This is a genomic window from Bradyrhizobium sp. RDI18 (assembly GCF_043203335.1).
Classification (GTDB): Bacteria; Pseudomonadota; Alphaproteobacteria; order Rhizobiales; family Xanthobacteraceae; genus Bradyrhizobium; species Bradyrhizobium retamae.
The window spans coordinates 6,146,100-6,163,873 of record NZ_JBICRN010000008.1 but is presented as its reverse complement, the minus strand read 5'-3'; the positions used below and the strand labels follow the sequence as shown (position 1 = coordinate 6,163,873).

The 17,774-nt window shown below is 63.3% G+C and carries 19 protein-coding genes; 7 read left to right on the top strand and 12 right to left on the bottom strand.

The features are described 5' to 3' along the window. Window positions 1-16: 16 nt before the first annotated feature. From ACFXS9_RS38795 to ACFXS9_RS38785, 3 genes are all read left to right on the top strand, one after another. Entirely contained in the window at window positions 17-982 is a 966-nt protein-coding gene (locus tag ACFXS9_RS38795; protein WP_392698578.1) for a threonine/serine dehydratase, read from the top strand. A 236-nt stretch (window positions 983-1,218) separates the two neighbouring features. Beyond that, window positions 1,219-2,202: a Fe(3+) ABC transporter substrate-binding protein gene (locus ACFXS9_RS38790; RefSeq protein ID WP_392698576.1), complete on the top strand. Its 984-nt coding sequence runs from the start codon at window positions 1,219-1,221 to the stop codon at window positions 2,200-2,202. A 299-nt stretch (window positions 2,203-2,501) separates the two neighbouring features. Then, complete coding sequence (locus tag ACFXS9_RS38785; protein WP_392698574.1) at window positions 2,502-4,148, top strand: ABC transporter permease; 1,647 nt, start codon at window positions 2,502-2,504, stop codon at window positions 4,146-4,148. 134 nt (window positions 4,149-4,282) lie between these two features. Here ACFXS9_RS38785 and ACFXS9_RS38780 read toward each other — a convergent pair whose 3' ends face one another. From ACFXS9_RS38780 to ACFXS9_RS38745, 8 genes are all read right to left on the bottom strand, one after another. Further along, window positions 4,283-4,936 (bottom strand): GNAT family N-acetyltransferase, encoded by a 654-nt coding sequence (locus tag ACFXS9_RS38780; protein WP_392698572.1) that lies wholly within the window; start codon window positions 4,934-4,936, stop codon window positions 4,283-4,285. Between the two features lie 4 nt (window positions 4,937-4,940). Then, complete coding sequence (locus ACFXS9_RS38775) at window positions 4,941-5,591, bottom strand: 3-oxoacid CoA-transferase subunit B (RefSeq protein WP_057847341.1); 651 nt, start codon at window positions 5,589-5,591, stop codon at window positions 4,941-4,943. Then, entirely contained in the window at window positions 5,591-6,328 is a 738-nt protein-coding gene (locus tag ACFXS9_RS38770) for a CoA transferase subunit A (RefSeq protein WP_028350172.1), read from the bottom strand. Before ACFXS9_RS38770 ends, ACFXS9_RS38775 begins: the two co-directional genes overlap by 1 nt. An 84-nt stretch (window positions 6,329-6,412) precedes the next feature. Further along, on the bottom strand, window positions 6,413-6,946 hold the full coding sequence (locus ACFXS9_RS38765; RefSeq protein ID WP_392698570.1) for a hypothetical protein: 534 nt from the start codon (window positions 6,944-6,946) through the stop codon (window positions 6,413-6,415). 17 nt (window positions 6,947-6,963) lie between these two features. Next, on the bottom strand, window positions 6,964-7,185 hold the full coding sequence (locus tag ACFXS9_RS38760; protein ID WP_392698568.1) for a hypothetical protein: 222 nt from the start codon (window positions 7,183-7,185) through the stop codon (window positions 6,964-6,966). Continuing rightward, window positions 7,185-7,313, bottom strand: coding sequence for a hypothetical protein (locus ACFXS9_RS38755; protein WP_392698566.1), 129 nt, complete (start codon window positions 7,311-7,313; stop codon window positions 7,185-7,187). Before ACFXS9_RS38755 ends, ACFXS9_RS38760 begins: the two co-directional genes overlap by 1 nt. Before the next feature lie 77 nt (window positions 7,314-7,390). Further along, on the bottom strand, window positions 7,391-7,843 hold the full coding sequence (locus ACFXS9_RS38750; RefSeq protein WP_392698564.1) for a hypothetical protein: 453 nt from the start codon (window positions 7,841-7,843) through the stop codon (window positions 7,391-7,393). Window positions 7,844-7,869: 26 nt separating this feature from the next. Further along, window positions 7,870-11,232, bottom strand: coding sequence for a CHAT domain-containing protein (locus ACFXS9_RS38745; RefSeq protein ID WP_392698562.1), 3,363 nt, complete (start codon window positions 11,230-11,232; stop codon window positions 7,870-7,872). Window positions 11,233-11,626: 394 nt separating this feature from the next. On the opposite strand from ACFXS9_RS38745, the gene ACFXS9_RS38740 reads away from it, so the two are divergent. Continuing rightward, a complete protein-coding gene (locus ACFXS9_RS38740) occupies window positions 11,627-13,576 on the top strand; it encodes an AsmA family protein (RefSeq protein WP_392698560.1) in 1,950 nt (649 codons plus the stop codon). Window positions 13,577-13,725: 149 nt separating this feature from the next. Here ACFXS9_RS38740 and ACFXS9_RS38735 read toward each other — a convergent pair whose 3' ends face one another. The 4 genes from ACFXS9_RS38735 to ACFXS9_RS38720 all read right to left on the bottom strand — a co-directional run bounded on the left by ACFXS9_RS38735 (window position 13,726) and on the right by ACFXS9_RS38720 (window position 15,349). Then, a complete protein-coding gene (locus ACFXS9_RS38735; protein WP_392698558.1) occupies window positions 13,726-14,049 on the bottom strand; it encodes a helix-turn-helix domain-containing protein in 324 nt (107 codons plus the stop codon). Then, window positions 14,046-14,420 (bottom strand): type II toxin-antitoxin system RelE/ParE family toxin, encoded by a 375-nt coding sequence (locus ACFXS9_RS38730; protein ID WP_392698556.1) that lies wholly within the window; start codon window positions 14,418-14,420, stop codon window positions 14,046-14,048. The genes ACFXS9_RS38735 and ACFXS9_RS38730 overlap by 4 nt, the downstream gene beginning before the upstream one ends. 170 nt (window positions 14,421-14,590) lie before the next feature. Then, complete coding sequence (locus tag ACFXS9_RS38725) at window positions 14,591-14,815, bottom strand: hypothetical protein (protein WP_392698554.1); 225 nt, start codon at window positions 14,813-14,815, stop codon at window positions 14,591-14,593. Between the two features lie 147 nt (window positions 14,816-14,962). Continuing rightward, window positions 14,963-15,349, bottom strand: a complete 387-nt coding sequence (locus ACFXS9_RS38720) for a hypothetical protein (protein WP_392698552.1) — start codon at window positions 15,347-15,349, stop codon at window positions 14,963-14,965. Window positions 15,350-15,445: 96 nt separating this feature from the next. Here ACFXS9_RS38720 and ACFXS9_RS38715 point away from each other — a divergent pair, with 96 nt between their 5' ends. The 3 genes from ACFXS9_RS38715 to ACFXS9_RS38705 all read left to right on the top strand — a co-directional run bounded on the left by ACFXS9_RS38715 (window position 15,446) and on the right by ACFXS9_RS38705 (window position 17,611). Then, window positions 15,446-15,610 (top strand): hypothetical protein, encoded by a 165-nt coding sequence (locus tag ACFXS9_RS38715; RefSeq protein WP_392698550.1) that lies wholly within the window; start codon window positions 15,446-15,448, stop codon window positions 15,608-15,610. A 247-nt stretch (window positions 15,611-15,857) separates the two neighbouring features. Then, window positions 15,858-17,135, top strand: a complete 1,278-nt coding sequence (locus tag ACFXS9_RS38710) for an SDR family oxidoreductase (protein ID WP_392698548.1) — start codon at window positions 15,858-15,860, stop codon at window positions 17,133-17,135. Beyond that, window positions 17,135-17,611, top strand: a complete 477-nt coding sequence (locus ACFXS9_RS38705; protein ID WP_392698546.1) for a DUF2269 family protein — start codon at window positions 17,135-17,137, stop codon at window positions 17,609-17,611. The genes ACFXS9_RS38710 and ACFXS9_RS38705 overlap by 1 nt, the downstream gene beginning before the upstream one ends. The last annotated feature ends 163 nt before the right edge of the window (window positions 17,612-17,774 follow it).

Genomic DNA, 17,774 nt, shown 5'->3' with positions numbered 1-17,774 from the left:
GTGGGAGTGCCTTGCAATGGATGCGTCAGCGGATGCCGTAACCTCGGAAACGATCGCACAGTGCGAGCGGCTGATCCGGCCCTTTATCCGGCGGACTCCGGTGATCCAGGTCGATGGCGCCGAGTTCGGGCTTCCCGGCCGTACGCTGACGCTCAAGCTCGAGCTTCTGCAGCACTCCGGCTCGTTCAAGGCGCGCGGCGCTTTTGCCAATCTATTGACCCGCGATGTGCCGCAGGCCGGCGTCGTCGCGGCGTCGGGCGGCAACCATGGCGCGGCCGTCGCCTATGCCGCGATGAAGCTTGGAAAGCCGGCCAAGATTTTCATTCCGAGCGTCGCTTCGCCGGCGAAAGTGCAACGCATCCGCGACTACGGCGCCGACCTCGCGATCGAAGGCGACCGGTATGCCGATGCGCTCGCGGCCAGCGAGATATGGGCGCAGCAAACCGGCGCACTACCGGTGCCGGCTTTCGACCAGAAGGAAACCATCACGGGACAGGGAACGATCGGCCTTGAGCTCTCGGAGCAGGCACCTGACATCGATACCCTGCTCGTATCTGTGGGCGGCGGCGGGCTGATCGCCGGGATCGCGGCATGGTATGCCGGCCGCATCAAGGTGGTCGGCGTCGAGCCGCATGCATCGCCCACGTTGACCAGGGCCCTTGAAGCCGGCCATCCTGTCGATGCCGAGGCCGGCGGGCTGGCTGCGGATTCGCTTGCGCCGCGGCGTGTCGGCGAACAGGTCTTCCCGATCGTCCAGAAATACGCGCGACAAACCGTACTGGTTTCCGACGCCGCGATCGCTGACGCACAGGCGACGCTTTGGCGCGCCTTGCGCATCGTTGCAGAGCCGGGCGGCGCGGCAGCGTTCTCCGCGATCCTGTCGGGCGCCTACAAGCCCGCCGCCGGCGAACGCATTGCAGTCGTCATCAGCGGCGGCAACACCGCCGCTGTCGATTTCGACCTCGCCAATGGCAGCCGATAGGTCGTGCCCCAGCCATCTGCGTCCCCGCCTGCTTTGCGGACCGCAGCAGCGATGGCGCGCCATGTTTGGAATCGCTCTAAACTATAGCGTGGAATCCTTCTAAACTGAGCCATTCGCGACATCCAGTCGCTGACGACATCGCAGCCGCTGCGCTACTGAGACGGGCATCTTCACCAGCTTTGTCGGGCAGCTCTCATGATGAATATTCGCGCTACCGCCGCAACCGCAGCGTTGCTTTGTCTTACCGCGTTCGAGCCTCGCCGGCGTCCGCCGACGGCGAGGTCAACGTCTACACCTATCGCGAAACCAAGCTGATCCAGCCGCTGTTCGATGCCTTCACCAAGGACACCGGCATCAAGGTCAATGTCGTCTCGGCGAGTTCGGGGCTCGAGCAGCGCATGAAAGCGGAAGGTGCCAGCAGCCCCGCCGACGTGCTGCTGACGGTCGACATCGGCCGCCTCGACGACGCCGTGCAGGCCGGCGTCACCCAGCCGATCAAGTCGGTGGTGATCGACGAGATCGTGCCAGCGCAATATCGCGACCCCGACGGCCACTGGGCCGGCATCTCCATGCGCGCGCGCGTGATCTACGCCTCGAAGGACCGCGTCAAGCAGGACAAGATCACTTATGAAGAACTCGCCGATCCGAAGTGGAAGGGCAAGATCTGCATCCGCTCCGGCCAGCACATCTACAACAACGGCCTGTTCGCGGCCTATGTGGCCAAGTACGGTGAGGCCAAGGCCGAGGAGTGGCTGAAGGGCCTGAAGGCCAATCTGGCGCAAAAACCTTCGGGCGGCGACCGTGAAGCCGCACGCGACGTCGCGGCCGGCAAGTGCGACATCGGCATCGGCAACACCTACTACTGGGCGCTGATGATGAACAACGATCCCGAGAAGAAGCCGTGGGCGGAAGCCACCAAGGTGATCCTGCCGACCTTTGAAGGCGGCGGCACCCACGTCAATCTCTCCGGCGTCCTCTTGGCGAAGAACGCGCCCAACAAGGCCAACGGCGTCAAGCTGATCGAGTGGCTCGTCGGCGACAAGGCGCAGCAGATCTACGCCGATTCCAATTATGAATATCCGGTTCGCGCCGGCGTTGCCGTCAACCCGACGATTGCGGGCTACGGCAAGCTCACCGCCGACCCGCTGCCGATCGCCAAGATCGCCGCCAACCGCAAGGCGGCCTCGACGCTGGTGGACAAGGTCGGATTCGATAATTGAACGGCTGGGTGGGCGAAGGATTCGAATTGTGATCTCTCGCCTGGCACGACTGCGTCCCCTCCCCTCTTGCGGGGTCCGAGGCGAGCGAAGCTCGCTCTCGAGGTTAGGGAGAGGGGTAAGCCACACGGGCAGCATCGCCCGCGGCTACCCCTCCCCCTGCCCTCCCCCGGTGCAAGTCGGGCCTGCCCGACTTGCGCAAACTCAAGATGCGCAACCGGGGTAAACCCCGGTTGCGGGTGGCACGGAGCCCACCTGCGCCAGCGGATAAATCTCGGCTCATCTTGCCGACGTGTGCGGACGTGAGTCCCGTCACGCGCTCGGGCCGCATCGCGGCAGCGATTGCGGTTGCGACCGCCATCCTTGTCGCAGCCCCCGTCATCTCGATCATTGCGCTCGCGCTGCAGCCGGCGCCTGACGTCTGGCAGCACCTGATCGACTACGTGCTACCGGCTACCATCTTCGACACCGCGCTGCTGCTCGGCGGCGTCGCTGCCCTGTCGCTTGCGATCGGCACCGGCACGGCGTGGACGGTTTCGCTGCATGAATTCCGCGGCCGGAAAATGCTGCTATGGCTGCTGCCGTTGCCGCTTTCGATCCCAACCTATCTCGCCGCTTACGTCTATGTCGACCTGTTCGAGCCGCTGGGCCTGGTCCACAAGACGCTCGCGCACTGGCTTCCGCTGCAGGACGCCGTGCGCATGCTTCCGAATTTGCGCTCGCTGCCGGGCGCGGTCGTTGTGATCGCGCTGGTGCTTTACCCCTATGTCTATCTTTCGGCGCGCACGATGTTCCAGTACCAGAGCGCGGAATTCGCCGAGGCCGCGAAGACGCTCGGCGCCAGCCGCTGGACCACCTTCTGGCGTATCTCGCTGCCGATGGCACGTCCCGCGCTGGCGGTCGGCGTCGCGCTGGTATCGCTGGAAACGCTGAACGACATCGGCGCCAGCGAATATCTGGGTGTCCGTACCCTCACGGTGTCGGTGTTCACGACCTGGCTCAACCGCGGCAGCCTCGCCGGCGCCGCGCAATTGTCCTGCTTCATGCTGGCGATCGTGGCCGGCTTGATCGCAGTCGAGCGTTACGGACGCCGCAATGTCACGACGGAGTTTTCCGCCGAAAGCCCGCGGCTCACGCCGCGGACCCCACTCACCGGCATCAAGGGCGGATGTGCATTCGCGGCCTGCCTGCTGCCGGTGGTGCTGGGATTCCTCGTGCCGCTCCTGTATCTCGCGCAGCAGAGTTTCAAGCGCGGGCTTTTTGCCAATTTCGACGCAGCGCTATGGCGCGATGCATTCAACTCGGTTGCCTTCGCAAGCCTTGCCACGCTGACCGCGCTTCTGCTCGGCTTTGCGACCATTCTCGCGTGGCGCTGGCGGCCGAATGGGTTGCGCTTCCTCGCAATGAACATTGCGCAAACCGGCTACACGCTGCCGGGGCTGGTGCTGGCGCTCGGGCTGCTCGCGCCGGTGCTCGCCATCGACAACGCACTGAACGCACTCGCCGGATGGCTTGGACAATCGCTGCCGGGATTGGTCGTGGTCGGCTCAGGTGCTGCCGTGGTGATCGCCTATGTGATCCGGTTTCTGGCGGTGCCGACCGGATTCATCAAGGCGGGGTTCGAGCGGATCCCGCACGACTACGATGATAGCGCGCGCGCCGCCGGCGCCGGCCAGACCACGACGATGCGGCTGATCCATCTGCCGCTCTTGCGCCCCGCCATGCTCGGTGCGGTCATTGTCGTATTCGTGGATTGCCTGAAAGAATTGCCGGCGACGCTGCTGTTGCGGCCGCTCAACGTCGAAACGCTGGCGACCTCGATCTACCAGTACGCCAGCCGCGGCAGCTTCGAGGAAGGTGCGCTCGCCGCGCTCCTGATCGTTGCCGCCAGTATCGGCCCGGTGGCGTGGCTGACCCGATTTTCGGACGTTCCGGCCGGGCCGGCGTAGGTCGAGCAACACTCTCGTCGTTCCTGCGAACGCAGGGACCCATAACCACCGGCCATTGTTGCTGCGAAGGCAACTGGCCCCAGCGTCACAACGAGAGGCCGCAGCGTCCCTGCGTTCGCAGGGACGACACACGTCTAAATTCCGCGCACAAATCGCCGGAAGCCCGGCGATCCTGTCAACGCCTCGAACGCCGGATCGCGTTTTTCTTCGGCGAATGCAAAACCCGCCTTCGCGTAACATCGCTCTGCCGCCTCGTTGCCGATCAGAAACGAGATCGAGGCCTGCTCGAACCCCGCGGCCTTGCCGGCAGCCAAAGCATGCCCGATCAGCGCCTGCACCAGCCCGCGGCCGCGATACTCCGGCAGCGTGGCGACATGCTCGATCAGCCAGTCGCCCTCACCGCCCTGCACCCAGCAATTCGCTCCATAGGCGCCGCGCCGGAAGATTGCCTTCAGATCGGCGGCGCTCAGCCCTATCGCGGTCGCCACCTCTTGGATCGCCGCCCGCGCGGCGGCCTCGGTGCCTTCAGCGGGCAGCGCGCACAGCGATGCCGCTGGCTCACCCTCGACTTCAGCGACGATGAATTGGGTGATGTGCCACCACGATTGCGTTGGCGCGATCGCGATGCATTCGACGAACGCAAGGCATTGCGGCTCGTCCCAGCCAAGCGCGATGTCGAACCAGCCGCGCGGGAACGGGCCGCGCTGCGACGCCAGGATATTGCGGGCAATGAAGCTTGCGTCTTCGGGACGCGCGGGACGGATCGCAGGTTGCGACCGCCCCGCCATCACGTCAGACGTTCTTCAGCGCGACGCGGAACTCGGCTTCGGTCTTGGCCTTCACCTCGTCCAGCGTGACGCCGTCGGCGAGTTCGATCAGCGCCATGCCGTCCTTGCCATGCTTGTCGATGGTGAAGACCGCAAGATCGGTCACCACCATGTCGACCACGCGCTCGCCGGTCAGCGGCAGGTTGCATTTCTTCAAGAGCTTCGGGCCGTCCTTGGCGGAATGCTCCATCACCACGACGACGCGCTTGACGCCGGCGACGAGGTCCATCGCGCCGCCCATGCCCTTCACCATCTTGCCGGGGATCATCCAGTTGGCGAGGTCGCCGTTCTGCGCCACCTGCATCGCACCGAGGATCGAGAGATCGATATGCCCGCCGCGCACCATGCCGAACGAATCGGCCGATGAGAAATAGCTGGTCGACGGCAATTCGCTGACCGTCTGCTTGCCGGCGTTGATCAGATCGGCGTCCACCTCGTCCTCATAGGGGAACGGGCCCATGCCGAGCATGCCGTTCTCGCTCTGCAGGCTGACGTCGATGCCTGCAGGGATGTAGTTCGAAACCAGCGTCGGAATGCCGATGCCGAGATTGACGTAATAGCCGTCGCGCAGTTCCTTCGCGGCGCGCGCCGCCATCTGTTCGCGGGTCCAGGCCATCAGATTTCTACTCCCGTTGCCGCCGCGGACGCGCTCGATGGGCGCGGGCGGGTGTTGCGGAACTCAATGCGCTTCTTGGCCGTGCCGACCTCGATGATGCGTTTGACGAAAATGCCGGGCGTGTGGATGTGGTCGGGATTGAGTTCGCCGGCCGGAACCAGGTGCTCGACCTCCGCCACCGTGATCTTCGCGGCGGTCGCCATCATCGGGTTAAAATTCCGCGCGGTCTTCCGGTAGATCAGGTTGCCGGCGGTGTCGCCCTTCCAGGCGTGGACGATGGCGAGATCGGCGAACAGGCCGCGCTCCATGATGTATTTCTCGCCGTCGAACTCCTTCACTTCCTTGCCCTCGGCGATCAACGTGCCGACGCCGGTCTTGGTGTAGAACGCCGGAATGCCGGCGCCGCCGGCGCGGATGCGTTCGGCCAGCGTGCCCTGCGGATTGAACTCGAGTTCCAGTTCGCCGGCGAGGTATTGCTGCGCGAACAGCTTGTTCTCGCCGACATAGGACGAGATCATCTTTTTGATCTGGCGCGTCTCCAGCAGCCGGCTCAGCCCGATGCCGTCGACGCCGGCATTGTTGGAAACCACCGTCAGATTCTTGACGCCGGAATCGCGGATCGCGTCCGACAGGGTCTCGGCAATACCGCACAGACCGAAACCGCCGGACATGATCATCATGCCGTCCTTGAGAACGCCGTCGAGTGCCGATTTGGCGTCGGGGTAAACCTTGTTCATGGATGTTTGACCTGATGGAGGGAACGGCCGAATGCCAGCATTGTCGGGATTATTAGGCGAATTTTTCGCGGTGCGTCAATGCGCTCAGCCGCCAATAACACCCTTCAGACCGGCATACAGGGACCCGGCCGCGGTCCCCATGACACCCACCGTGGGCCCGGCCGCCGTCATCAGGTCCTGAATGATCCGAGCGCGGCGGCGCAGGTGCTCCGCGCCGACATGCCGACCGACGAGCAGGCCTGCAGCCTTGTAGGCGAGCGGGTTGGGCTTGCCGCCGCCCTGCGTCACCGTTTTCGGCAGCACGTCGACAATCAGGAAGCCGAGAATGTTGCCGGTCACGAAAGCGAGCGCGATGCTGGCGGTATATTCGATCACCTCTCGCCATTCGATCCAGGGCCCGGGCACGATCGGAACATTGTCGTTGATGCCGGTCACGGTGAGCATGCATGTCACGGCGATCGCCGCCGTCAAAAGCCCGACCGCAAGGGCGCCGCGCCATCCGATTTTCAGATGCGAATGAATCAGGAAGCCGAACGGCAGCGGAATGACCACCGAAGCAAGCCGGAGATAGAGCGGGGTAATGTCCAAGATGATGGTGATGAGGATGTGAGCGGCCACCAGCAGGATGACCGGGATCAGGACATAGGCGAGCGAATGAACGCCGTAGTATCGCAGGGGGAACGAATCCGCTCGATGCGCGCATTGGTCTGATCGAGTTCACGCTGCAGGGCGTCGAGTTCGATGACGATTTTCTCGATCTCGATGATGACAGGGCGTACGATCCGCAGATCCCGCGAGCAATGTTTGCAGACGACCGCCTCATCCTTGATCGTTTCGGCGCAGAACGGGCATTCCATCAGGCTGACCGATTTTTTCTGCGGCGCCTGAGCGCCTCGAGTTCGCTCTTCGCGCGCTCCAGTTCGAGGCGCAGCGTGACGCGCTCGCGCGCCAGTTCGTCACGCTCCGCCATCAGCGATTGCGGCACCGCGATCTCCCGCGAGCAGGAGCCGCACACCAGCGCCTCGGGTGGATTTTCCCTCGCGCAGTATGGACAGGCGGCGCTCAGGGGACGACCTTCAGGATGAAGCTCGTAGTCCCGACACGCCCGTCGGTGTCCTTGATGTCGACCCGCACCATGTGCTCGCCAGCCGGCAGTTCGACCTCCGGCATATCAATCCCGCGCGGTCCAACGAAGGATTTGACCCGCGACGTGAGATCGACATTCGGGGTCCGGAGATAGGTCATCTTGACCGAATCCGGATCGATCTTCGCCCCGCCATAGGGTTCAAATTTGAGCTGAAGCCGCATCGGAGACCGGAGCTGCCCGCCGCCGGTCAGGAGATCGACCTTGGGTCCCCGCGTGATTCCGCGCCGCTCGGTCGCGATCGCGCCTTTCGGCGGCGGCAGCGCGGCTTCCTCGGCCGTGATCAAAACCTGCGCCGCTTTCGCCGGCATCGCTCCGGCGGCGATAATCGCAATACTTCCCAGCAGAAGCCGCAACCCGCAGATACGCACGATCATTCTCCCCCTGCCCTTCAACATTATCTCACGCCGCCATCGCCGATGATGGTGTACGGCGCCCAAAACAGCGGATGGGCGTAGGCGAATTCGGTCTTGCCGTCGGCACCAGCGTAGCCGGAGCCGTCCACCAGAGCCATCATCGCCAGCCGCAGCGCTTCACCGCGCGTCAATTTGGGATCCTGCGCCTGGCGCCTGAACAGATCGGTCACCAGTTCACGCGCCGACTGCGAGTGAACCGACCAGTTGGTCACCAGCAGCGCGCGGGTGCCGGCGTAGAAAAACGCGCGGCCGAGGCCCGATGCGGCTTCGGCGCCGGCGCCTGCTCCGGTCCCGGTGTTGCACGCCGACAGCACGACCCAGTCGGCGTCGAGCTTCAGCCCAAGGATTTCCTCCATCGTCAGCAGGCCATCGCCCTCGCCGCCGGTGACAGTGGGCGATGACAACGCCAGCGCCGGCTGCGACAGGCCGTTCAGCTCGCCGGGCACGAGGCCATGGGTAGCGAATGCCAGCACCTTGAACCCCGCAAGATCCATCGTCTTGACCGCCTGCTCGCTGGCCTGCTTGCCGAGGTTCAGAACTTTCGACGGATCGGCCTGCAACGCCAGCGCGATCGACTTCAATTCTTCCGACGTATCCGGAAGCCGCGGCAACATCGCCAGTTCGGCGCTGTCGACGCCGTCGAGTTTCGGGCTGTTGCGCCGCTTCAGCGGACCGCCTCGCATCGTGTTGCCTGAGGCATCGGCGACCCGGACCTTGTCGGCGTTGTCAGCCTCGGCTTCCTGTTCCTTGCTGAAGTAAGGATCGCCGAACGCGATCAGTTCGCCGCGGTTGGGCTTGCCGGGCGGCAGTTGACGCAAGGTGCGCAGCGCCGCAGCCGAAGGCACCGTGGTGACTGCATGCGTCCGCGCCAGCCACGGTACATTCTTGTAGCTTGCAAACAGCGGATCGTCGTCGCCGCGGATCTCGGCCGGGGCAGTTGGCAACAGCGACAATGGCAACAGGCCGAGCGCGCCATTGGTCACCAGGATCAGATTCTTGGCTGGCTTCCATCCGCTCTCGACCGGCTGCAGCAGCAGCGAATAGAGCTCATGCGCGAGCTTGAGATCGAACGGAGGAATGTCCGAGATCATTGCCGCCTGCGGCTCCAGCGCCTCGCGCAGCTTGCGAACCTTGCTCTCGATGTCGCCGCTGCTCGCCTTGATCGCAGCGAATGCGACCGGGCCGTTCTTCGGAACCGCCCAGACGAAGCTGTTGTTCTGTCCGAAATAGAACGACAGCATCGCCTCGCCCTCGGCCAGCGTCGCCTTGATCTGCTCGACCGATGGCGGCTTTGGCGCGACCAGGTCGGCGTACACAGGGAAGCGCTGGCTGATCTCCTGGCGCGCCTTGGTGCGATCGGCGCGCAGGGCGTTGATCGAAGCATTGATCGCCTGAACGCCTTTCTCGTCCCGCTCGTGCGACGGCAGCGACAACACGTTGGTGAGCGTTCCCAACTGCGCATTCACCTGCTTGCCGAGGTCCTGTTCTTTCCGCACCAGTTCAGCCAGCGCCGGATCCTTGGCGGCCGCGCGCGCACTTGACGCCGCCAACGCCTGCTGCACCGAGCGGCCGCGAATGGCGTCGGCTAGGCTGAAGGTTTCGACGCCGACATCGCCGGACGGGCTCTTCTCCCGCGCCAGCATGTTCAGATACGCCTCGACGATGCCCTGCAGGCGCTGATTGCGCGCCGCAACCGCCGTGGTGTCGTCGTCATCGGCGTTCTCGCGCGACGACGCCATCAGGATCGGGATCGCCGTCCTGAACTCGCGGATCGCATCCTGGTCGCGTCCGGCCCGCATCAACCCGATCGCCAGCGTGCCGCGCGCCGAGGCGGCATCGAGATGATTTTCGCCGACCCGGGAAATTTGCTTCTTCAGGAGCTGTTCAGCCGCGGCAATGCCGGCTTCCATTTGGCCGGAGGCATAGAGCGAGTAAATGCGCCCGCCGTTGAGTTCGAAAGCCTCTCGCCGCGCCGGCTCCCATTTCGCGATCGCCTTGTCGATCTGCGCAAAGACCGCGATCGCATCCCCTCCCTTGCGCTGCAGATTCAAGATGTTGCCGAGCTGCGACAACAACTGCACGGTCGAAAGAGAATCTTCAGCGACGCCAACCGTCCGGGTAATGTCTAGGCTTACCCTGGCCAGTTGCTCCGCTTCGGAGTAACGGCCCTGCTCGACGAGAATGCCGGCCAATCCCGCGACAAAGCGCGGCGTGGTGGGACTGTATTTGCCTTGGTTTTTCAACTGCGACAGCAGCGCCCGGCGAGCATCGACCTCGGCTTCCGCAAAGCGTCCCTGCCGCGCTTTCATTCGGGCCTGGTTCAGGATGTTGAGATCGACGGCGAGCACCATGCTGGACTCGGAAGGCGGATTCTCCGCACCCGACAACATCGGCTTGATCGCAGCGCGCTTGCGCAGCTCGGCGAGCTTGTACGAGGCCTCGGCATCGCGGAATTGCCCCCGCGCTTCGAACAGCATGGCGCGGCCGATTTCGACTTCGGCCTCCCAGTTCTGACCGTAGGTATTGTAGGTCGACCGCATGATCGGATGGCCGCTGGTTCGCGCTTCCTGGAGCAGCGGCTGGCTGCGGCGCAGATAGGCCTCGGCCTGCGCGATATCGCCCATCTGGATCAGGATGCCGGCGATCGCGCGGTTCGCACCGATCAGGTACCCCCTGGCCCCCTTCTGGTTGGATGTCTCACGAAGCAGCCGCTGAAACGTTTCAAAAGCCTTCTTGGGATCGCCGGCGGCCATGTACTGTTGGGCAGCAAGCGAAATCAACCTTCCCATCATGTTGGCCGAGGTCGCGCCGCGGCCGACTTCGATGGCCTTGTTGGCGTCGGCTATGGTATCGGCGAGCCGGCCGAGCTGCGCCCTTGCATTGCCGCGATCGAAATAGAATTGCGCGAGATCTTCGCGCGATTCCTTGCCGGTCGGCTTTGCGTCTGCCTCGGCCTTCAGCTCCTCGATCGTCTTGAGATCGGCCTTCTCGCTGTCCAGGATCGCGGTGATATCGGTGATCGTTCGCGGTGGTGCGACGAATCCGACAGGCAGCGCGCTGCCGGGCGCAACTTTCGGTGCGGCTTCGGTCGGAATGGCGACCGCGACATTGGCGCGGCCATTGGCCTTATCGAGCGCGGCCATCACGCAGGCGCGGACTGACGGCGTGGCCTTGGCCCGGCACGCTTCGACGTTTCCCGCTCCGCCGGAGGCTCGCATACAGGCCTGAACGAAGGGCCTGCCGACCGTCATCCGGCAGTTTTCCCGGGCGGCTTCGATGCTGAGCGCCTGCGCCGCCGGCGCGGTTGCCGCAAGCATCGCCGTCACGACGACGCATCTTGACATAGCGGCTTGAATTGCAAGGAGGTTGGCCGGCTTAAAACGCAGCAGGAGAGAATAAATATGCGAGGACATTTAATGACCCCCCAATAAGCATTCACAATGTGCAATAAGGAAATACTAGCAAGCCGGCCCAAGGCTGTCATGGAATTCTAAAGCCCGCCATCCAGGGACTTCTGGTCACATCCGGAATCGTACGGGCTTTGGGCTGAGCGGGCTGTAAAGGCCTGTTTTCTCACCAGGAACCGGCGTTGTCGGCCTTGAAAGCGTCAAGAAAGCCCTTCAAGTTGCGTGGGTTGGCACAAGCTTACCAGCGAGCCACCTGCGCTAATCAACATAAGACCCTGTAAGCAGCAGCAACCCGAGTTCGGTTTAACCAGATCCGGATATGTCATTAACGATGGCCCAAGGAATGAAGCGCCTCGGGATGCCGGTTGCGGCGCTGTTCGGCGTGGCCGTGCTCGCCCTGATCGGAACCTCCTGGTTCATCAACCGCGACGCGTTGCGACAGGCGGTCGAGGCGCAGATCCGCGCCGTCACCGGGCTCGATCTGGTCGTCACCGGCGCGATCGACGTATCGGTGTTTCCTGGCAGCCATGTCTCGTTCCACAATGTCGGGCTGAAGGGCGGCGGCACCACCGACCCTGCGCTGCAGGTCGATGTTTTGACCGCAAATCTGCGCCTGCTGCCATTGCTGCTGCGCCGCTTCGAAATCGCAGACGTCATGATGTTGCGGCCGCATATCCGCGTGGTCAGAGAGGCCGGCGGCCAGAGCAACTGGACGCCGTTCGTCGAACGCATCGCGCGCACGATGAAGCCCGGCGCCGAAAACCAGGTGTCGTTCTCGGAAATCAGGATTCAGGACGGTGTGCTCAAATACGAGGATGCCGCCAACCGTGTCACCGAACAGCTCGGTGACATCGATCTCTCGCTGGCCTGGCCGTCGATCTCGCGCTCGTTCGCGGCGACCGGACAATTCGACTGGCGCGGCGAACGCGTCGACGGCTCGATCTCGGCCAGCGACTTCGTCGCGATGCTCTCGGGCGACCGCTCGGGTCTGAAGGCGCGGCTGGTCAGCGCGCCCCTGAAACTCGCCTTCGACGGCTCGTTGGCCAACCGCACCAGCCTGATGATGGACGGCACGGTGACGGTCGACAGCGTGTCGCTGCGCAATGCGTTGCGCTGGATGGGACAGCCGGTGCCCGGCAGCGGCGGGTTCGGCCGCTTCGCGCTGAGGGCACGCGCCAATGTCGTCGGCGCCTCGGTTGCGCTGACGAATGTGAATGTCGAACTCGACGGCAACGTCGCCGAGGGCGTGATGACGGTTGCCAATAACGGCCGCCAGACGCTGCAGGCGACGCTCGCCGCGGGCAACCTGGATTTCACGCCCTATATCTCGACCGTCCGTCTGCTTGCGAGCGGCGCGCGCGACTGGAACCGGCAATTGTTCGACCTCACCTCGCTCTCTGCCACCGACCTTGACATGCGCCTGTCGGCGGCGAGGGTGACGGTCGGCGGGACCAAACTCGGCCGCACTGCCATTGGCGCCAATCTGCGCGGCGGCGCGCTGGCGCTCTCGGTCGGCGAGGCGCAGATGTATGGCGGCATTGCCAAGGGCTCGTTCGGGATCGCGCGTTCCGACACGGTGGCCGACGTCAAAGCGCAGCTCCAGTTCACCGACGTCGACCTGCAGGCCTGTGCCAGCGAATTGTTCGGCACCAACAAGCTGTCCGGCCGCGGCAATCTCAACATTTCGCTCATCGCCTCCGGCTCGAGCCCGTTCGGGCTCGCCTCCTCGCTCGACGGCACCGCCACGCTCACCGGTCATGACGGCGCGATCGCCGGCTTCAATGTCGAGCAGCTCCTGAAACGGCTGGAGCGGCGGCCGCTATCCGGCGGCGGCAATTTCCGCTCCGGCACGACACCCTACGACAACCTCACCGTTTCGGTGCACTTCAACGACGGCATCGCCACCGTCGAAGATATCCGCGTCAACGGACCGACCACACGCCTGACGCTGACCGGCACCGCTTCGGTGCCATCACGCGAATACGACCTCAAGGGCATCGCCAGCCTGACGTCGGCCGGCGCCGGCGATAAGGGCTTCGAACTGCCCTTCGTCGTGCAGGGCCCGTGGGATGATCCGCTGGTATTTCCCGATCCGGAGAGCCTGATCCGCCGCTCGCCGGGCGCAGCGCCCCTGCTCGATGCCGTGAAGGATCGCAAGACGCGCGATGCGGTGCGCTCGGTGATCGAGCGGTTTACCGGTGGAGGATCGCGGCAGGCGGTGCCGGAGGCGGCGGCGGACGCACCGGCCAACGCACCGGCCGGAGCGGCAAAGGCAAATTAGACCAGTATAGAACTTTCTATCTGAGCCAGCGTAGCCAACGGGGCGCGCGAACGCGCGCCCGATGACGGGCTCAGCGTCCGAGACGTGTTCTGAAATCCCGCCTGGCGCTGCGCTCATGCGAGTCACTTGGCAGTGCTGCGAAAGCCGTCTCAGGCGGCAACCGCGCGCGAAGAGACTCGACGCGGCGGCTTGTGGCGTACAACGACGTCTACTTTGTAATCCAACCGCCCCAAGCAACGAACCAAACGGTCGATCGAGAATTTACCGACGCGGCCAGTTACAAGAGCAGAAACGTCCGGTTGCTTAAGTCCAAGCACAACGGCAGCCTTGGCCTGAGTAAGTTTTCGACGTCTGATGATCGCCCGAATTTCGCGGATGAGTTTCGCCTTAAGAAGTTCTTCTTCAGGATTGGCAAAGCCAAGGTCAGCAAAAACGTTACCGCTGCCTACGGTCACCTTTTTTTCGCTGCTCATTTCTTTGCTCCCTTCCCATAATGTTCCTGGTAATGGGCCTCGGCCACCTTGAGCCGCGCCTTGATTATCTCGATGTCGCGCTTCGGCGTCTCACTCCCCTTCTTCGACTTCTTTTGGAAGGCGTGAAGGATATAGACCACTGCAGCAAAGCGAACGGTGTAGACGGCTCGGTAAGTATCGCCATCTTCATCATCGACCACTTCCAGCACACTTCGGCCGCCGAAACCCTTCAAGGCCTTGGCACGAGGATGCTCCTCACCGTTCTGTGCATCATCGATCGCAAATCCCATGACGCGGCGAACCTCGTCTGGGAAAGCCCTTAGGTCGTCTCGGGACGATCCGATCCATATCGTGGGCCTTTGGGTGTTCATTCATTCGACCTTCTTTATAGTACTACAGCTATAATTCGTCAAGGGATTTACCGACGAGGGTGTAGGAAGTGCCTGCAAATGGCAGCTTTCTATGCTTCCATCAGATCACAGGCCACTTTCCGAAATCGTTGGCGCGAACCGTTGGCTCGGCGGGCTACTGAAAGCGATCTTCAGGGAATGTTGTTGCTGCGGCCACCGATGCTATGCGGCCTGTTGAGGAAGTAATCCCGATTGCCCAGCGCCGCCTCGGCATATTGATCGATGGCGACAACGATCGCCTGGACATGGGCATGGCACCATCCTTCCCGCGTCGCCCGGATCCGAACCTCCGCCAGGGCTTTTAGCCACGGCGGGTTATCTGCATTGGGGTCGTACCATCTGAGCGGTCCTGACATCGCCGGCCTCTGTTGATGAAATCTTCCAACTCCGCCCGCTTGCGCGCGAGCAGGAGCTGCGCCCGCGCGTTATCCAGGCCGGATTGATTGAGCTGACGAGCAAGCTGATCCAGTTCGGCAATCTGCCGGCGCAGGGCCCGAATGGCATCATCGCTCACGGCGGCCTCGAGCCTTCTCCGTCCCGATTGAATCGGAACGGGGCTCTGGATTTTTTATTTGACGCGTTTTCTTGCCGCGAACCGGTTCGCATTTCGCCGGAAAACGCTCTGACGCCCCGATCGCAGGCTTCCTGCTGACCGCACGGACATCGAGCTTCAGCCGCTCATCGACATTGAGCAGCCGCTCTTCGCCGCCGAGCCGGTTCCGCTCGCCGATGAGGCCGACCATGGTGACCCGCATGGCCATCAGACGCATTGCTGCTTCCGAACAGTCCTCATCGCGGTTGAGCTGTTTGCGGATGTTATCCTCCGCGCTCAGCATCTCCGAGCGTAAGAACCTGATTTTTCTGCGAATTTCATTCAATTTGTTGTCCATGGGCCACCTCGCTGCGGTAGAACCCCATAAGAACAAATAAAGAACAAATTTCAAATTAAGAGTTCGGATCGAATCGAAGATTCTTTGGGGTTTCAGATGTCCCGGCTATCGGACCAGGTGGATGCGCCGATGACGCCGCGCCAATTGGCGACGCTGCGCACGCTCAGCGCCGAGGCCTATCAGCCCAACCTGACGGCCAGGGAAGCCGAGCGGCGGATTGCCGCGCTGAAGGCGGAGATCGAATTGGCGAATTCGTTCTGAGCCGCCTGCCCGGTCCACTGACCGGAGCGAAGGGACACGGAGCGCCGCACAGCCCAAACCGATGCGCCAACTTCAATCCAAAACCGACCTAAGCCCGGTCTGATCCAGGAACATTGCTCTTCGCTGCGTGCTTATCCCTGAATGAAGGAAAGCCGTCACGCGGTGCCGCGTGCAGGCGTGCAGGAATTCGTTCGTTCGGGGCGTGCGTTCGCGGAAGCAGGCGTGACTTCTCGGCGCGGAGCCGGTCATGAAGATTGCCGTTGTAGGAGGGACCGGACTGATCGGATCGGCAATCGTGGCTCACCTGTTCTCGCGTGGTCATTCCGTCGTTTCAATGAGCAGAAGCGGCGGCCATCCGGGCACTGGAGCTGCCCGGGTGGATATCTCCGAGGCGAAGTCGCCCGCATACTGGCTGCCGCATCTCGATGGCATCGAGGCGGTCGTGAATTGCGCAGGCATACTTCAGGACAGCCCCGGCGATTCCACGTCAATGGTGCATCATCACGGCATCGCAAATCTCTTTGCCGCTTGCGAGCAGCTCCAGATCCGTCGCGTCATCCATTTTTCCGCCATCGGCGTCGACCGCGAAACCCCGAGCGATTTTTCCCGATCCAAATTGGCCGGCGACAAAGCGCTGATGGAGCGCGATCTCGATTGGGTCATCGTGCGGCCTTCCGTGGTGATCGGCCGCGCGGCCTATGGCGCCAGCGCGCTGATGCGAGGTCTGGCGGCGCTGCCCGCCATTCCCGTGATGCCGAACACTGGACAACTCCAGATCGTCCTGCTGGAGGACGTGGTACGGACCGTGGAGCATTTTCTCGACCCGGCCGCGCCCGCGCGGCAGATTGTCGAGCTGGTCGGCCCGCATCGCTATTCCTTCGGCGCGGTCGTCGCGCTGATCCGCCGCTGGTGCCGCTGGCCGCCGGCACGGGAGATTCACCTGCCGCAATTCGCTTCAAGCCTCATGTACAAATTCGGCGACATGGTTTCGTACCTCGGCTGGCGGCCGCCCGTACGCAGCACCGCCGAACGGGAGATCGGGCGCGGCGCCATCGGCAATCTCGAACACATGCAGCGGCTCGGGCTGCATCCGAAAAGCCTTCCGGAATTCTTCGCCTCTGAACCGGCTTCCGTGCAGGAACGCTGGTTTGCCGGCATGTACCTGGTCAAGCCCGCGATCTTTGTCGTTCTATCCCTGTTCTGGCTCTCGACCGCATTTGTCTCGCTGGGGCCAGGCTGGGGTTATGGCATGGGCCTGCTGGGCGAAGGCGGCGTGGAAGGGACGGCAGCGGCGGTGACGATCATCGCGGGCGCCCTGGCCGATCTGGTCATTGGACTTGCGATCGCCTACAGGCCGACCAGCCGCTACGGCCTCTATGCGGCCATCGCGATTTCCTTCGCCTACGCGATCATCGGCACCATCCTGGTGCCGCGGCTCTGGGCCGATCCGCTGGGGCCGATGCTGAAGATCTGGCCGATCATCGTGTTGCATTTCGCGGCGCTGGCCGTGCTCGAGGACCGGTGATGCTGTATTTCGTCCTCAAATATCTCCATGTCGTCGGCGCAGCCGTGCTGCTCGGCACGGGCGCGGGCATCGCCTTTTTCATGCTGGCGGCTCACCTCGGCGGCAAGCCGGCCGTGATCGCAGGCGTCGCCCGCATCGTCGTGATTGCCGACTTCATCTTCACGGCGACCGCGGTCGTCGTCCAGCCCATCACCGGCACGCTGCTCGTGCTGAACGTCGGCTATTCGTTCTGGGACGGATGGATCGTCTGGTCGATCGTGCTGTACGTCATCACCGGCGCGCTGTGGCTGCCGGTGGTGTGGATGCAAATGCGCCTGCGCGACCTCGCCGTGATCGCAGCGGCAGAGGGCAAGCCGCTGCCGCAAGAATATCACCGGATTTTTTGGCTATGGTTCGCGTTTGGCATTCCGGCGTTCACTGCGGTGGCGATCATAATGTGGCTGATGATCGCCAAACCGCAGATCGGGTTTTTCTGAAATGCGCTGGCAATTGGCATCGACGTTCATCATCTCGCGCATATCGCTGCGCTCATGCGCGCTACTCGCTGCTGAAACCAGCCAGCCTCGTCGATCCGAGTGGCACTGCGCCAAACCGTCGGTCAGCCATGCTCTTTCGGCATCCGAGGATGCAAAATGATTG

What these genes read in the sequence shown, in the direction of transcription:
- ACFXS9_RS38760 (WP_392698568.1), bottom strand. Translation starts at nt 7,185, where the DNA reads ATGGAATGCCCGTTCTGCGCCGAAACGATCAAGGATGAGGCGGTCGTC.
- ACFXS9_RS38725 (WP_392698554.1), bottom strand. Translation starts at nt 14,815, where the DNA reads ATGTCAGGACCGCTCAGATGGTACGACCCCAATGCAGATAACCCGCCG.
- ACFXS9_RS38795 (WP_392698578.1), top strand. Translation starts at nt 17, where the DNA reads ATGGATGCGTCAGCGGATGCCGTAACCTCGGAAACGATCGCACAGTGC.
- ACFXS9_RS38780 (WP_392698572.1), bottom strand. Translation starts at nt 4,936, where the DNA reads ATGGCGGGGCGGTCGCAACCTGCGATCCGTCCCGCGCGTCCCGAAGAC.
- ACFXS9_RS38745 (WP_392698562.1), bottom strand. Translation starts at nt 11,232, where the DNA reads ATGTCAAGATGCGTCGTCGTGACGGCGATGCTTGCGGCAACCGCGCCG.
- ACFXS9_RS38770 (WP_028350172.1), bottom strand. Translation starts at nt 6,328, where the DNA reads ATGAACAAGGTTTACCCCGACGCCAAATCGGCACTCGACGGCGTTCTC.
- ACFXS9_RS38710 (WP_392698548.1), top strand. Translation starts at nt 15,858, where the DNA reads ATGAAGATTGCCGTTGTAGGAGGGACCGGACTGATCGGATCGGCAATC.
- ACFXS9_RS38735 (WP_392698558.1), bottom strand. Translation starts at nt 14,049, where the DNA reads ATGAGCAGCGAAAAAAAGGTGACCGTAGGCAGCGGTAACGTTTTTGCT.
- ACFXS9_RS38775 (WP_057847341.1), bottom strand. Translation starts at nt 5,591, where the DNA reads ATGGCCTGGACCCGCGAACAGATGGCGGCGCGCGCCGCGAAGGAACTG.
- ACFXS9_RS38720 (WP_392698552.1), bottom strand. Translation starts at nt 15,349, where the DNA reads ATGGACAACAAATTGAATGAAATTCGCAGAAAAATCAGGTTCTTACGC.
- ACFXS9_RS38730 (WP_392698556.1), bottom strand. Translation starts at nt 14,420, where the DNA reads ATGAACACCCAAAGGCCCACGATATGGATCGGATCGTCCCGAGACGAC.
- ACFXS9_RS38715 (WP_392698550.1), top strand. Translation starts at nt 15,446, where the DNA reads ATGTCCCGGCTATCGGACCAGGTGGATGCGCCGATGACGCCGCGCCAA.
- ACFXS9_RS38705 (WP_392698546.1), top strand. Translation starts at nt 17,135, where the DNA reads ATGCTGTATTTCGTCCTCAAATATCTCCATGTCGTCGGCGCAGCCGTG.
- ACFXS9_RS38740 (WP_392698560.1), top strand. Translation starts at nt 11,627, where the DNA reads ATGGCCCAAGGAATGAAGCGCCTCGGGATGCCGGTTGCGGCGCTGTTC.